We start from the raw sequence: 14,757 nt of genomic DNA, 5'->3' as shown, positions 1-14,757 counted from the left end.
CCGAAAAGCGGCGGGAGTTGACCGAGAGGTCGACCCCCGCCGCTTCGTCGTACACGTAGCGTCGAGCCATGACCAGCACCGAGACCGCCCTCGCCTACTTCTCCGCGAAGCTCGCGCACGAGACGGACCCCTCCGACGTCTACGCCGCACAGAAGGCCGGCGACGGGTTCGTCCTCGTCGATGTCCGCAGCGAGGATGCCTGGAACCAGGGCCACGCTCAGGGCGCGGTCCACATGCCGTACCGCGACATCGCCGTCCGCGCTCCTCAGGAGCTGGATGCCGCTGTGCCGGTCGTCGTGTACTGCTGGAGCCCGGGGTGCAACGCCGGCGCCAAGGGAGCGGTGGAGTTCGCCCGAGCGGGCTTCACGGTGCGCGAGATGATCGGCGGCTTCGAGTACTGGGCGCGCGAGGGGCTTCCGGTGGAAGCGGCATCCGGCCCGCTCCCCCGCCGCTTCGACCCGCTCGTCATGCACGTGCGCTGAACATCGGCTCGGTCCCCGAGTGATCCTGGCCGATCCAGGCGGCTCTCATCCGGCGAGCGTGAGGTCCTCGGTGAATCGCGCAGAGGCAGCTCCAGCGAACGTCACCGAGCCGATGGGCATCGCCGGCGCCGCGTCGACGACGTCGGCGATGACGGCGGTGACGTTGTCCCGCGACCCTGCCTGCAGCGCGAGTGCCACCACATACTCGGCGACCGTCTGCGGCTCCGCAATTCCCGCGACGACCTCGGCGATCGCGTCGTCGGGCAGGTAGTCGCTGACGCCGTCGCTGCAGATCATCCACCTGTCGCCGACCGTCGGTACGGACGCGGCCACGTGGACGAGGTCGCGTTCGCCCCCGCGCAGCGAGGCCGTGATGATGTTGCGCTGCGGGTGCGTCATCGCGTCCTCCGGGCGCACGAGGCCCCGCTCGATGAGCGCCTGAACGTAGGAATCGTCACGCGTCTGCCGCGTGAGGTGGCCCACACGAAGGCGGTAGGCCCGCGAATCGCCCGTATGCGCGAGGAGCAGCGAGCCGTCGAGCGCCAGCCACACTGTCGTGAGGGTGGTCGCCATCCCGGCCAGCGACGGGTCTCGGCGCACGTGCGCACCGAGATCCCAGTTGGCGCCTCGCACACGGACAGCGAGCGCTTCCGCGTTGGGGACGCGCTGCCCGCCGGCGACCAGCCGATGTAAGAGGGCCGCGGAGGCAAGGTCGCCGGCCGGGCCGCCGCCGACTCCGTCGGCGACGCCCGCGCCCCACGCGGCCGCGAACGCGGCATCCTGGTTCACGTCACGGTACGCGCCGGTCTCACTGGCGACACCGGCGCGCAGCGACACTGACACAGCCGTGATGAGCTCCCGGCTCAGCGCGCGAAGTATCCGCGGTAGTACTCGTACACCCAGCCGACGATGGCGACGACGAACACGCCCGCTCCGATGGGGAGCAGGAACGTACCGACCGCGAGACCGAGGATGAACAGGGCCGCCGAGAACGCGAGCACGAGCGGCCACCACGACCACGGGCTGAACTCACCGATCTCCGGGTCGCCGTCATCGATGTCGGCCGTGAGCGTGTCCTCGGGCAGCTCGCCGCCCTGCGCGCGATGCACACGGTCGACGTAGAACGCGATCATGGCACCCATGAAGACCGTGAACAGCAGCGCGACGGTGCCGACCCACTCGATCGCGTGATACCACGGACGATCGGAGTGCTCGATGATGTTCCACCCCGTGTACAGGGCGAAGCACAGGAAGAAGAAGCCCGAGAGAATCCACCAGAGGTTGACGTTGGTCTTCACTTACTTGACCTCTCCATCGGCGATGTCGACGACCGGGGCGTCAGGGGCGTCCTTCGCCGGGCCCACGCCGACCGGGACGGCCGCTTCGGGGTGGTTCAGGTCGAACGCCGGACGCTCGCTGCGGATGCGCGGGATCGACGTGAAGTTGTGACGCGGCGGCGGGCAGCTCGTCGCCCACTCCAGCGAGCCGCCGTAGCCCCACGGGTCGTTGACGGTCACCTTCGGTGCCGTACGAGCCGTGATCCACACGTTCAGGAAGAACGGGATCATCGAGGCGCCGAGGATCATCGCACCGATCGTCGAGACCTGGTTCTGCCACGTGAATCCGTCGGCCGCCGAGTAGTCCGCGTAGCGGCGGACCATGCCCTCGACGCCCAGCCAGTGCTGGATGAGGAACGTCATGTGGAAGCCGATGAACAGCAGCCAGAAGTGGACCATGCCGAGGCGTTCGTTGAGCATGCGCCCGGTCCACTTGGGCCACCAGAAGTAGAAGCCCGCGAACATGGCGAACACGACCGTGCCGAACACGACGTAGTGGAAGTGCGCGACGACGAAGTACGAGTCGGACAGGTGGAAGTCGAGCGGCGGCGAGGCGAGGATGACGCCCGTGAGACCTCCGAAGACGAAGGACACGAGGAAGCCGAGCGAGAACACCATCGGAGTCTCGAACGTGATCGATCCTCGCCACATCGTGCCGATCCAGTTGAAGATCTTCACACCCGTCGGGACGGCGATGAGCATCGTCATGAGCGCGAAGAACGGGAGCAGCACCGCGCCGGTGACGTACATGTGGTGCGCCCACACCGAGACCGACAGGGCCGCGATGGCGATCGTCGCGTACACGAGCGTCTTGTATCCGAAGATCGGCTTGCGGCTGAACACCGGGAAGATCTCGGACACGATGCCGAAGAACGGCAGCGCGATGATGTACACCTCGGGGTGCCCGAAGAACCAGAACAGGTGCTGCCAGAGGAGCACACCGCCGTTCGCCGGGTCGTAGATGTGTGCGCCCAGGACGCGATCCGCGCCGGCGGCGAGGATCGCTGCGGCCAGCACCGGGAACGCCATGAGGATCAGGATGCTCGTGACGAGGGTGTTCCACGAGAAGATCGGCATGCGCCACATGGTCATGCCGGGCGCACGCATCGTGATGATCGTCGTGATGAAGTTGACGGCGCCGAGGATCGTGCCGAAGCCGCTCATACCGAGGCCGAGCATCCACAGGTTGCCGCCCGCGCCGGGCGAGAACGAGGCGCCGGCCAACGGCTGGTAGGCGAACCACCCGAATGCCGCGGCGCCCTGAGGGGTCAGGAAGCCGGCGACCGCGATGAGCGAGCCGAAGATGAACAGCCACAGCGCGAACGCGTTCAGTCGCGGGAACGCGACGTCGGGAGCGCCGATCTGGAGCGGCAGGATCGCGTTCGCGAAGCCGGCGAACAGCGGTGTCGCGAACATCAGCAGCATGATCGTGCCGTGCATCGTGAACAGCTGGTTGTACTGATCCTTCGTCGGGATGATCTGCATGCCCGGCTCGAACAGCTCGGCACGGATGATGAGGGCCATCACGCCGCCGAGCAGGAAGAACAGCACCGAGGCGATGAGGTACATGTACCCGATCGTCTTGTGGTCGGTGGAAGTGATCCACCGGACGAGGATGTTGCCCTTCTGCTCGACCCGGGTGGAGCTCATGAGCGCCGCCTGCCGCGGGGGCAGGGTCGTGGGTCGCTGCGGGGCCTGGCCCTCGAGCGGAAGCGTCGTCGCCATCAGTGGTCTCCCTCAGCTTCAGGGGTCGCGCCCGTGCCCGGCAGGTTCTGCAGGCGGTTGTAGGCCTCGTTGATGTCACCGGTCTGGCCGGCCTCGCGCAGCGTGTCGAGGTACGCGTCGTAGTCGGCCTGGTCGACGACCTTCACCTTGAAGAGCATCATCGAGTGGTACTGGCCGCAGAGCTCGGCGCACTTCCCGTCGTACTCTCCGACGCGGGTGGGGATGAAGGACATGTAGTTGTCCTTGCCGATGTACATGTCCTTCTTGTACAGGAAGTCGATGATCCAGAACGAGTGGATGACATCGCGCGAGGTGAGCTTGATCTTCACCTTCTTGTCGACCGGCAGGTACAGGGTCGGCAGCTCGCTCGTGATGTTGCCCTGCGCGTCGGTCTGCGCCTGCACGCCCATGCTCCAGACGGCGACATCCGCGTCGTCGCACTCCTGCTCGGCGTACTGGAAGTCCCAGGCCCACTGCTTGCCGATCGCCGTGATGCAGGCATCCGGCTCGTCGTACTGCGTCTCGATGATCGCCTGGTCGCGCGCCGTGAAGGCGAAGAACCCGATCACGAGGATGAGGGGCACGACCGTGTAGAAGATCTCGATCGGCATGTTGTAGCGGAGCTGCACCGGCAGTCCCGTCTGACCCTTGCGGCGACGATAGGCGATGGCGGCCCACCCCATCAGCGCCCACGTGATGATGCCGACGACGAGCAGCACGATCCAGGAGTTCACCCACAGGCCCGAGATCATCTCGGTGTGGTTGGTGGCCTGGGTACCGTCGTCGGTGAAGCCCGGCAGGAAGCCGTTCAGCTGGCTGGTCGTGCAACCGGCCAGAGTGATCGCCGTGGCGATTCCGAGCGGGATGACGGCCCAGCGGAGGCGGCGTGTGACTCGCACGGTGCACCTTTCGGGGTCATGAAGGTCGAACACCGTTCAGTCTAGGGCAACCTCCCACCCGATTCAGGCCATCCGCCCAGGATGTCAGCCACTATCGGAGGGGTTTTTCCGGCCCGACCGGCGCCTGAAGAAGTCGGGTCAGTGGAAGCTGTCGCCGCAGGCGCAGCTGCCGGCCGCGTTCGGGTTGTCGATCGTGAAACCCTGCTCCGAGATCGTGTCCTTGAAGTCGATCGTGGCGCCGTCGAGGTAGGGCACGGACATGTCGTCGACGATCACCTCGACGCCGTCGAAGTCGACGGCCTGGTCGCCGTCGAGGAACCGCTCGTCGAAGTACAGCTGGTAGATGAGGCCCGAGCATCCGCCCGGCTGCACGGCGACGCGCAGCCGCAGGTCGTCACGACCCTCCTGGTCGAGCAGGCTCTTCACCTTCGCCGCGGCGGCATCGGTGAGGCCGACTCCGTGCGCCTTCTCGGCTGTGGTCGCGGTCGTGGTGGCGGTGTCGGTCATGGCACTCTCCCGGTGACGTCGGTCCGACCCGTGGTGTCGGATCGGTGGGGCCGGCGAGGCCGGCGGGATGCCACGATTCTACGCGCCCCCGCCGGTGTCGGCACCGAAAGGCGCGATCAGCACGGGCGAGCTCGAATCAGCGCAGCGGGGCGCCGATCAGCGCAGCGATCGGTCGAGGCTCTCGAGCAGGAGCGCCTCGGACACGAGCGCGTGGCGGAACGTGTCGAGGTGCAGCGACTCGTTCGGGCTGTGCGCGCGCGCATGCGGGTCCTCCACGCCGGTGACGAGGATCTGCGCCTGCGGGAACTCACGGACGAGGTCCGCGATGAAGGGGATCGACCCGCCGACACCGATGCCCACGGGGGTCGCGCCGTAGCCCGCCTCGAGCGCCGCCCGCGCCGCGGCGACCGCCGAACCCGACGTGTCGACCAGAAAGCCGTTCCCGCACTCGATGTCGCTGAAGGAGACCTCGGCGCCGAACGGCGCGTGCGCCCGCAGATGCTCCTCGATCGCCCGGTACGCGGCACGCGCGTCCTGCCCGGGAGCGACCCGCATGCTGATCACGACCGACACCTCGGGCGTCAGCGTGTTGGAGGCGTTCTTCACGCTCGGGGCGTCGATTCCCGTCACGGTGATGGACGGCTTGTTCCAGATGCGACTGAGGATCGAGTCGTGACCGATCGGGCTCACACCGGCCGGAAGCCCCGCCTCGTCGCGCAGTGTCGCCTCCGTGTAGTCGGGGGTCTCGGCATCCCGCGCCGTGACGCCCGCGACCGCGACGACCCCGTCGTCGTCCCACAGCGTCGCGAGGAGCTTGATGGTCGCCAGCATGGCGTCGGGGACGGCACCGCCGAACATGCCCGAGTGCGACGCGTGCTCGAGGGTCTTGACCTTCAGTGTGAAGCGCGCGTTGCCGCGGAGCGACACGGTCAGTGCCGGCGTCGTGGCATCCCAGTTGCCCGAGTCGGCGACGACGATGACATCGGCACGCAGCGCGTCGGCGTTCTCGCTCAGGAAGGCGGCGAAGGACGCCGATCCGGCCTCCTCCTCCCCCTCGATGAACAGGTTGACGCCGAGATCGAAGTCGGCGCCGAGAGCGTCGACGAGGGCGCGCAGCGCTCCCACGTGCGCCGTGACGCCGGCCTTGTCGTCGGCGGCCCCGCGGCCGTAGAGGCGCCCACCGCGCACGGTGGGCTCGAACGGCGCCGACTCCCAGAGCGACTCGTCGCCGACGGGCTGCACGTCGTGGTGCGCGTAGAGCAGGATCGTCGGACGCCCGGCGCGCGCGGGACGTGTCGCGATGACGGCGGGCATGCCCTCCACGCCGGTCTCGGGGATCACGGCGGTGCGGATCTCGACGCGCTCGAAGATGCCCAGATCGTCGAGGAGCCCCTTGACGGCGGCCGCGCTGCGCTCGACCTCGGCGCGATCGAATCCCGGGAACGCGATCGACGGGATGCGCACGAGGGCGCCGAGATCGGCGAGGGCGGCGGGCACCGCCGCAAGGGCGGCGCTCCGCACGGTGTCGGTACGGTCGCGGTCCGGGGTGGTCGAGGGGGTCATGCGGGTAATCTTATGGGGCGCCCATCGCGCCGCTCCTGCCCCGACACCCGAGGACTCTCCCGTGGCCAAGACCCCGCCCGCACCCGACACCGCTCCCGACGCCGACGCCGGGGCCGGGAAGAATCGGCCGACGCCGACGCGTGCCGAGCAGGAGGCCGCGCGCAAGCGTCCCCTCGTCCCCGACACCAAGGAGGCCCGCGCCCGTGCGAAGGCCGACCTCGCCGCACAGCGCGAGAAGGCCCGGGTCGGCATGGCCAACGGCGAGGAGAAGTACCTCCCGGTGCGCGACCGCGGCCCGCAGCGCAAGTTCGTCCGCGACTTCGTCGACGCGGGATGGCACGCGGGCGAGCTGCTCATGCCGCTCATGCTCGTGGTGATCCTCGTGTCGCTCGTGCAGAACACGGCGATCGTCTACTACTCCTTCGTCGCCCTGTGGGTGTTCATCCTCTTCGTCGTCGGCGACATGATCATCACGGGTGCGCGCGTGAAGAGGCTCGCCCGGGCGAAGTTCGGAGACCGCACCGAGAAGGGTCTGCGCTGGTACGCCGCCATGCGCACCGTGCAGATGCGCTTCATGCGTCTACCGAAGCCGCAGGTGAAGCGCGGACAGTACCCCGCCTGAGTCCACCCGCCCGCGCGGCTCACGGCCGTGCGGCGCACCCGGTCAGCGCGTGCGGGCGAGCGCGCGGTTGATCTGCCGAGCCCACAACGGGCCTCGGTAGATGAACGCGGTGTAGCCCTGCACGAGGTCGGCCCCCGCGGCGAGGCGTTCCCGCACATCGTCCGCGGTTTCCACTCCCCCGGCCGAGATGACGCAGAACTCCGCCGGAACGACCGCGCGAACGGTGCGCAGCACCGCGACGGCCCGCTCTCGCAGCGGCGCGCCGGACAGTCCACCGGCCCCCATCGCCTCGACGACGTCGGCGGGTGTCGCCAGCGGCGCGCGCGCGATCGTCGTGTTGGTCGCCACGATGCCGGCGAGCCCGACGTCGACCGCGAGTCGGGCGATCGCCTCGATCTCGTCATCGGGGAGATCGGGCGCGATCTTCACGAGCAGCGGGGTGGATGCCGCGGCATCCCGCACCGCTTCGAGGAGCGGCCGCAGGGTCTCGACGGCCTGCAGGCCCCGCAGACCCGGCGTGTTGGGCGAGGAGACGTTGACGACGAGATAGTCCGCGACGGGCGCGACGAGGCGCGTGCTCGCGACGTAGTCGGCCGTCGCCTGCTCGACGTCGACGACGCGACTCTTGCCGATGTTCGCCCCGAGCACGGCGCGTCGACGTCGGCGGCGCGACCGCCCCAGCCGCGCGGCCGCACGCTCGGCGCCGGCGTTGTTGAAGCCCATGCGGTTGATCAGGGCACGGTCCTCGATGAGGCGATAGAGGCGCGGCCTCGGGTTCCCCTCCTGGGCGATCGCGGTGACGGTGCCGATCTCGACATGGCCGAATCCGAGCGCGTGCAGACCCTCGGTCATGACCGCGTTCTTGTCGAAGCCCGCCGCGACCCCGAACGGCGAATCGAACTCCAGCCCCAGCGCGTGCGTGCGCAGGGCCGGGTCGGGGCGCGTCAGTGCGCGCACGACGGGCGCGAGCGGCCACGCGCCGAACGCTCGGATCACAGGGACGACCAGGTGATGGGCCCGCTCGGGGTCCATGCGCGCGAAGAACGTCCGGAAGAGGAAGGGATACATCGCCACCAGCCTAGGGCGCGTCGGGCTGCCGGCCCTTCCGCGCGCCGGAACTATTCGGCGTCGGCGCGGTGATCGGCGCGCAGCTGCGCGATGGATGCCTCGAAGTCCTCGAGCGAATCGAACGCCTGGTACACGCTCGCGAAGCGCAGATACGCCACCTCGTCGAGGTCGCGCAGCGGGCCGAGGATCGCGAGCCCGATCTCGTTGGTGTCGATCTGTGATGAGCCGGTCTGCCGCACCGCCTCTTCGACCGCCTGCGCGAGGACGGCGAGGTCGGCCTCGGTGACGGGACGACCCTGGCAGGCCTTGCGAACGCCCGACATGACCTTCTCGCGGCTGAACGGCTCGATGACGCCGGAGCGCTTGATGACGTTGAGGCTCGCGGTCTCGATCGTCGAGAAGCGGCCGCCGCACTGCGGGCACTGACGCCGGCGGCGGATGCTGAGACCGTCATCGCTCGTCCGCGAGTCGATGACGCGCGAGTCGGCGTGACGGCAGAACGGGCAGTGCATCAGCCCTCCCTCCCGGCGAAGCGCGCGGTCACGGCCTCGCCGTGCGCGGGGAGCGCCTCGGCATCCGCGAGCGCGACGATGTCGCGTTCGACGGTGCGCAGCGCTTCGCGGTCATAGCTGATGACCTGCTGCGGGCGGAGGAATGTCGAGGCGGACAGACCCGATGCGTAGCGGGCCTGACCGCCCGTCGGGAGCACGTGGTTGCTGCCGGCGAGGTAGTCGCCGAGGCTCACCGGCGAGTGCGCTCCGACGAAGACCGCGCCCGCGTTGACGAAGTCCTCCGGCCGCGGGTCCTCGAGGTGCAGTTCGAGATGCTCGGGGGCGTAGGCGTTGCTGAATGCCGTCGCGGCGGCGCGATCGTCGACGAGGACGATGGCGGACTGCGGTCCCTCCAGAGCGGTGCGCGCGCGGATGCCGTTGCGGGTGGCATCCACACGCTCTTCGACGACGGCGCGGACAGCCGCCCCGAACGGCTCCGACCACGTGACGAGCACGGCGGAGGCCTGCTCGTCGTGCTCGGCCTGACTGATCAGGTCCACCGCGGCGAGCGTCGCGTCGGCGTGCTCGTCGGCGACGATCAGGATCTCGGTCGCCCCGGCCTCCGAGTCGGTGCCGACGACGCCGCCGACGGCGCGCTTGGCGGCCGCGACGAAGTTGTTTCCGGGCCCCGTGACGACATCGACCGGCTCGAGGCCGAGAGTCGCGACCCCGTACGCGTAGGCGGCGACGGCGCCCGCCCCTCCCATGGCGTACACCTCGGTGATCCCCAGGAGCTTCGCGGCGGCCAGGATGTCGGGGTGCACGCGACCGCCGAACTCCGCCTGCGGCGGCGAGGCCAGCGCGACCTCGCCGACGCCCGCCACCTGCGCAGGCACGACGTTCATCACGACGCTCGAGGGGTACACCGCCTTGCCGCCGGGGACGTACACGCCCGCGCGACGCACCGGCTGCCAGCGCTGCTCGACCCGCGCGCCCGGCCCGAGCTCCGTGATCTGCGACGCCGGCACCTGCGCGGCGGAGGCGATGCGCACGCGCCGGATCGCCTCGTCGAGAGCCGCACGGACGCCCGGGTCGAGGCGCTCCAGAGCGTCGTCGAAGTGCGCGGCGGGCACCCGGATCTCGTGGTCGCGGACGCCGTCGAATCGCGCCGCCTGCTCGCGCAGCGCGACTTCGCCTCGCCCCCGCACATCGGCGACGATGTCGGCGGCGGCGCTGAGCGCCTCCGCGCGCGCCGCTTGTGCGCGCGGCACGGCGGCGAGGAGGGTGGCGGTGGAGAGGTCTCGACCGCGCAGGTCGATCGTGCGAAGCATCCGTCCAGGCTAGCGCGAGGGCTCAGCGATCAGCCGCGCGTGACGCCGGAGACGTCGGTGAGGTAGCCGATGCGGCCGTCCTCGTGGCGCACCACGTAGTGATCGCCCCGGTCTTCGATCACGAGGGCCCAGGCGGTGGGACCGATCGTGAATAGCGCCGTGCCGCCCTCGTCGACGACGACGCGCTCCTCGGGGGCCAGCGCCCAGAACGCCTGCGACGCCGGGGATGCGGCAGCGGGCTCGGCGGCCGTCTCGATGACTGTCGTCTCGTTCGCCGTGTCGACCCCCGCGGGCGCCGCCTCGACGAAGGCGGGGTCGCCGGCAGCGACCGTCTCGTCGGTCGCGACCGGTGCGGAGGCCGCTGCGGGCGCGGGCTGCTGCGGGCGCGGCGGGTGCGGACGCGCGACGACGGGACGAGCGGGGCTCGCGAAGCGGTGCGCGGTGACCTCGGTGCGGTGGCGGAAGTCCTCGCCGATCGTCGGGAAGAGCGGCGCGAACACCGTCAGCAGGACGCCCGCGAGCATCAGGATGAACTCGACCCAGACGACCCACGTCGCGACGAAGATACGGCTGCCGAAGAAGTTCACGAACGAGCTCCACAGGATGCCGAGCCAGATGATCGTCGACACCGTGAAGGTCACCGACGCGAACTGATCGATGCCGAGCGAGCCGACCCGCCGGATGCCCTGCGGCGACAGTCGTCGCAGCGCGATCAGGAACACCGCGACCGTCGAGGCGCCGATCGTCAGCACCCAGTCGATTCCGCCGTTCCACACCGAGATCCCGGCGCCGATCGTGCCGTAAATCGGGAAGAACGACACGATGAACGCCACCAGCCAGACGCCGCCGAGGGCCACTTCGCGCACTGAGAACGGCCCGACGCCGTACTGCGGTGCGGCACTCTCGTCGACGGCATCCGGCCCGTCGGTGACGGCGGCGAAGGCGTCGGCGACGGATTCGAACGTCACATCCGGGTCGGCGGATGCCGCCGCATCGGCGTCCGGGGAGACGGCTGTCTGCGGGTCGCGGGGCGAGGTCTCGGCCCCCGTCTCGTGCGAAACGTCGGTCACCGCGTCGGCGGCTTCCGGTACGTCCTCGACGGAGTCGGCGGGCGGGAACGTGTTCTTCTCGTCGGTCACGATCGGTCCTTCCACGACGGGGTGTCGCCAGCGATCCTACCCGCAGCGCTTCGGACTCACCCGAGACATTGCGGCCCGAGAAGCCCCTTCAGCTCGCCGTAGAGATCCACCGATATGCCGACGCGCGCCGGAACCTCGAAGACCTTCGCCGTGCCGCCGCGATGGAGCTTCAGCGTCACCTCGGTCTCCCCCGGGTGCCGGCGGAACACCTCTGCGAGCTCGCCGACGGTCGCCTCGGTCGCCCGGTGCTCGGGCATGAGCAGCACAAGCGATCCGGAGGCATCCACCGTGCCCAGATCCGGGGAGAACGCGGACTGCCCGTGCAGGTTCAGTCCGTCGTCTCGCCGTGAGACGCGACCGCGAACGACGAGGATCGAGTCGGCGATGAGCATGGAGGAGAACTCGGTGTACGTCTTGCCCATGAACATGACGGTCACTTCGCCGTCGAAGTCCTCGACCGTGATCATGCCGTACGGGTTACCGCTCTGCTTGGCGACGCGATGCTGCACGCTCGTGACGAGACCGGCGACAGTGACGATGTCGCCGTCGGAGACGTCTTCGTCGGCGAGCAGGTCATGGATCGACGTCGACGCGTGCTTGGCGAGCGGGATCTCGAGACCGGCGAGCGGATGGTCGGAGACGTAGAGACCGAGCATCTCGCGCTCGAAGGCGAGCTTGTCCTTCTTCGTCCACTCGGGGCGCTCGGGAACCTTCTGCACCTGCTGCGGCTCGTCGTCGCCCCACAGGCTGTCGAAGTCGAAGCCGACCTCGCCGTTCGCCTCGCGGCGCTTGTCGAGCACCGCCTGCTCCGTGGCATCCTCGTGGATCTCCATGAGGGCGCGGCGCGTCGACCCGAGCGAGTCGAACGCCCCGGCCTTGATGAGCGACTCGATCGTGCGCTTGTTCGCGACGTGCGGCGGCACGCGGGTGAGGAAGTCGTGGAACGCCGTGTAGGGACCCTCGGCGCGCGCCGCGACGATCCCGTCGACGACGTTGGCTCCGACGTTGCGAACGGCGCCGAGGCCGAAGCGGATGTCTTCGCCGACGGCCGCGAAGTACCGGATCGACTCGCTCACGTCGGGCGGCAGCACCCTGATGCCCATGCGGCGGCACTCGTTGAGGTAGACCGCCATCTTGTCCTTCGAGTCGCCGACGCTCGTGAGGAGAGCGGCCATGTACTCGGCCGGGTAGTGGGCCTTCAAGTACGCCGTCCAATAGGACACGAGGCCGTATGCGGCGGAGTGCGCCTTGTTGAAGGCGTAGTCCGAGAACGGCAGCAGGATGTCCCAGAGGGCCTGGACCGCGCCCTCGCCGAAGCCCCGCTCGGTCATGCCGCCGGAGAAGCCCTCGTACTGCTTGTCGAGCTCGGACTTCTTCTTCTTGCCCATCGCGCGGCGGAGGATGTCGGCCTGTCCGAGCGAGAAGCCGGCGACCTTCTGCGCGATCGCCATGACCTGCTCCTGATAGATGATCAGGCCGTAGGTCGTGTCGAGGATCTCCCGCAGCGGCTCCTCGAGCTCGGGATGGATGGGCGTGATCGGCTGCAGACCGTTCTTGCGCAGCGCGTAGTTCGTGTGCGAGTTCGCCCCCATGGGCCCCGGGCGGTACAGCGCGATGACGGCCGAGATGTCCTCGAAGTTGTCCGGCTTCATGAGGCGCAGGAGCGACCGCATGGGGCCGCCGTCGAGCTGGAAGACTCCGAGCGTGTCGCCGCGCGTCAGGAGATCGTACGCCGCGCGATCGTCGAGCTCGAGGTGCTCGAGATCGAGCTCCTGGCCCCGGTTCATCCGGATGTTGTCGAGGGCGTCGGAGATGATCGTGAGGTTCCGCAGCCCCAGGAAGTCCATCTTGATGAGCCCGAGGGTCTCGCACGACGGATAGTCGAACTGCGTGACGATCTGGCCGTCCTGCTCGCGCCGCATGATCGGGATGATGTCGAGAAGGGGCTCGCTCGACATGATGACGCCGGCGGCGTGCACGCCCCACTGACGCTTCAGCCCTTCGAGGCCGAGGGCGCGGTCGAAGACGGTCTTCGCGTCAGGGTCGCTCTCGATGAGGGCACGGAACTCGCTCGCCTCTTTGTACCGCTTGTGCTCGGGGTCGAACATGCCGCCGAGCTCCATGTCCTTGCCCATGACGGCGGGCGGCATGGCCTTCGTGAGCCGCTCCCCCATGCTGAACGGGAACCCGAGCACCCGCCCGGCATCCTTCAGCGCCTGCTTGGACTTGATGGTGCCGTACGTGACGATCTGCGCGACGCGCTCGGAGCCGTACTTCTCGGTGACGTACTCGATCACCTCTCCACGGCGACGGTCGTCGAAGTCGACGTCGAAGTCGGGCATCGAGACGCGGTCGGGGTTGAGGAATCGCTCGAAGATGAGGCCGTGCTCGAGGGGATCGAGGTCGGTGATCTTCATCGCGTACGCGACCATGGACCCGGCGCCCGAGCCGCGACCCGGGCCGACGCGGATGCCGTTGTCCTTGGCCCAGTTGATGAAGTCGGCGACCACGAGGAAGTAGCCCGGGAAGCCCATCTGCAGGATGATGCCGGTCTCGTACTCGGCCTGCTTCCGGACCTTGTCGGGGATCCCGGCCGGATAGCGGTAGTGCAGACCGTTCTCGACCTCTTTGATGAGCCAGCTGTCCTCCGTCTCGCCGGGGGGCACGGGGAAACGCGGCATGTAGTTCGCCGCGGTGTCGAACTCGACCTCGCAGCGCTCCGCGATGAGCAGCGTGTTGTCGCACGCCTCGGGATGGTCGCGGAAGAGCTGCCGCATCTCGGCGGCGGTCTTGACGTAATAGCCGTCGCCGTCGAACTTGAAGCGGTTCGGGTCGTCGAGAGTCGACCCGGACTGCACGCACAGCAGTGCCGCGTGCGCGTCGGCCTCGTGCTGATGCGTGTAGTGGGAGTCGTTGGTCGCGACGAGCGGGATGTCGAGGTCCTTCGCGATCTTCAGGAGATCGGTCATGACGCGGCGCTCGATCGAGAGCCCGTGGTCCATGATCTCGGCGAAGTAGTTCTCCTTGCCGAAGATGTCCTGGAACTCCGCCGCCGCCGCACGCGCCGCGTCGTACTGCCCGAGCCGCAGGCGCGTCTGCACCTCGCCCGACGGACAGCCCGTCGTCGCGATGAGCCCCTTGCCGTAGGTCTGCAGCAGCTCACGGTCCATGCGGGGCTTGAAGTAGTACCCCTCCATGCTCGAGCGCGAGCTCAGCCGGAACAGGTTGTGCATGCCCTGCGTCGTCTGACTCCACATCGTCATGTGGGTGTAGGCGCCCGACCCCGAGACGTCATCGCCCTTCTGCTCCGGCGAGCCCCACTGCACGCGGGACTTGTCGCTGCGGTGCGTTCCGGGGGTGACGTAGGCCTCCAGCCCGATGATCGGCTTGATGCCCGCCGCCTTCGCCGCGTTGTAGAACTCGAACGCCGCGAAGGTGTTCCCGTGGTCGGTCACGGCGATCGCCGGCATCCCGTACTCGGCCGCGGCCTGCGTCATCGCGCCGATCTTGGCGGCGCCGTCGAGCATCGAGTACTCGCTGTGCACGTGCAGATGGACGAAGGAGTCGGATGCCACTCGTCGAGTCTACGAAGA

Annotated in this window: 13 protein-coding genes; 2 read left to right on the top strand and 11 right to left on the bottom strand. The window is 68.8% G+C overall.

What is annotated here, in order from left to right:
- Positions 1 to 68 precede the first annotated feature (68 nt).
- Positions 69 to 482, top strand: coding sequence for a rhodanese-like domain-containing protein (locus J0I43_RS06925; RefSeq protein ID WP_292861069.1), 414 nt, complete (start codon positions 69 to 71; stop codon positions 480 to 482).
- Between the two features lie 45 nt (positions 483 to 527).
- On the opposite strand, the gene J0I43_RS06920 is transcribed toward J0I43_RS06925, so the two are convergent.
- From J0I43_RS06920 to J0I43_RS06895, 6 genes are all read right to left on the bottom strand, one after another.
- Entirely contained in the window at positions 528 to 1,319 is a 792-nt protein-coding gene (locus tag J0I43_RS06920; RefSeq protein WP_292861066.1) for a serine/threonine-protein phosphatase, read from the bottom strand.
- A gap of 26 nt (positions 1,320 to 1,345) precedes the next feature.
- Positions 1,346 to 1,780, bottom strand: coding sequence for a cytochrome c oxidase subunit 4 (locus J0I43_RS06915; RefSeq protein ID WP_292861063.1), 435 nt, complete (start codon positions 1,778 to 1,780; stop codon positions 1,346 to 1,348).
- Positions 1,781 to 3,544, bottom strand: a complete 1,764-nt coding sequence (gene ctaD / locus J0I43_RS06910; protein ID WP_292861060.1) for a cytochrome c oxidase subunit I — start codon at positions 3,542 to 3,544, stop codon at positions 1,781 to 1,783.
- On the bottom strand, positions 3,544 to 4,443 hold the full coding sequence (gene coxB, locus J0I43_RS06905) for a cytochrome c oxidase subunit II (protein WP_292861057.1): 900 nt from the start codon (positions 4,441 to 4,443) through the stop codon (positions 3,544 to 3,546). The genes ctaD and coxB overlap by 1 nt, the downstream gene beginning before the upstream one ends.
- Positions 4,444 to 4,581: 138 nt before the next feature.
- Entirely contained in the window at positions 4,582 to 4,950 is a 369-nt protein-coding gene (erpA, locus tag J0I43_RS06900; protein WP_292861054.1) for an iron-sulfur cluster insertion protein ErpA, read from the bottom strand.
- A gap of 156 nt (positions 4,951 to 5,106) precedes the next feature.
- Positions 5,107 to 6,513, bottom strand: coding sequence for a dipeptidase (locus J0I43_RS06895; RefSeq protein WP_292861051.1), 1,407 nt, complete (start codon positions 6,511 to 6,513; stop codon positions 5,107 to 5,109).
- A 61-nt stretch (positions 6,514 to 6,574) separates the two neighbouring features.
- On the opposite strand from J0I43_RS06895, the gene J0I43_RS06890 reads away from it, so the two are divergent.
- Entirely contained in the window at positions 6,575 to 7,135 is a 561-nt protein-coding gene (locus tag J0I43_RS06890) for a DUF3043 domain-containing protein (protein WP_292861048.1), read from the top strand.
- A 42-nt stretch (positions 7,136 to 7,177) separates the two neighbouring features.
- On the opposite strand, the gene J0I43_RS06885 is transcribed toward J0I43_RS06890, so the two are convergent.
- Genes J0I43_RS06885 through dnaE form a run of 5 tightly spaced genes read right to left on the bottom strand, consistent with a single transcriptional unit; the run spans position 7,178 to position 14,739 of the window.
- Positions 7,178 to 8,203, bottom strand: a complete 1,026-nt coding sequence (locus tag J0I43_RS06885) for a quinone-dependent dihydroorotate dehydrogenase (protein WP_292861045.1) — start codon at positions 8,201 to 8,203, stop codon at positions 7,178 to 7,180.
- 50 nt (positions 8,204 to 8,253) lie between these two features.
- Complete coding sequence (gene nrdR / locus J0I43_RS06880; protein WP_292861041.1) at positions 8,254 to 8,715, bottom strand: transcriptional regulator NrdR; 462 nt, start codon at positions 8,713 to 8,715, stop codon at positions 8,254 to 8,256.
- Positions 8,715 to 10,025, bottom strand: a complete 1,311-nt coding sequence (gene hisD, locus J0I43_RS06875) for a histidinol dehydrogenase (protein ID WP_292861039.1) — start codon at positions 10,023 to 10,025, stop codon at positions 8,715 to 8,717. The genes nrdR and hisD overlap by 1 nt, the downstream gene beginning before the upstream one ends.
- Before the next feature lie 29 nt (positions 10,026 to 10,054).
- Complete coding sequence (locus J0I43_RS06870; RefSeq protein ID WP_292861036.1) at positions 10,055 to 11,164, bottom strand: hypothetical protein; 1,110 nt, start codon at positions 11,162 to 11,164, stop codon at positions 10,055 to 10,057.
- Between the two features lie 56 nt (positions 11,165 to 11,220).
- Positions 11,221 to 14,739, bottom strand: coding sequence for a DNA polymerase III subunit alpha (gene dnaE, locus J0I43_RS06865; RefSeq protein ID WP_292861033.1), 3,519 nt, complete (start codon positions 14,737 to 14,739; stop codon positions 11,221 to 11,223).
- Positions 14,740 to 14,757 lie beyond the last annotated feature (18 nt).

The sequence above is a fragment of the Microbacterium sp. genome, assembly GCF_017305435.1.
In the GTDB taxonomy this organism is placed as follows: Bacteria; Actinomycetota; Actinomycetes; order Actinomycetales; family Microbacteriaceae; genus Microbacterium.
The sequence above is the reverse complement of the archived record's forward strand: the minus strand, read 5'-3'. Positions and strand labels throughout refer to the sequence as shown.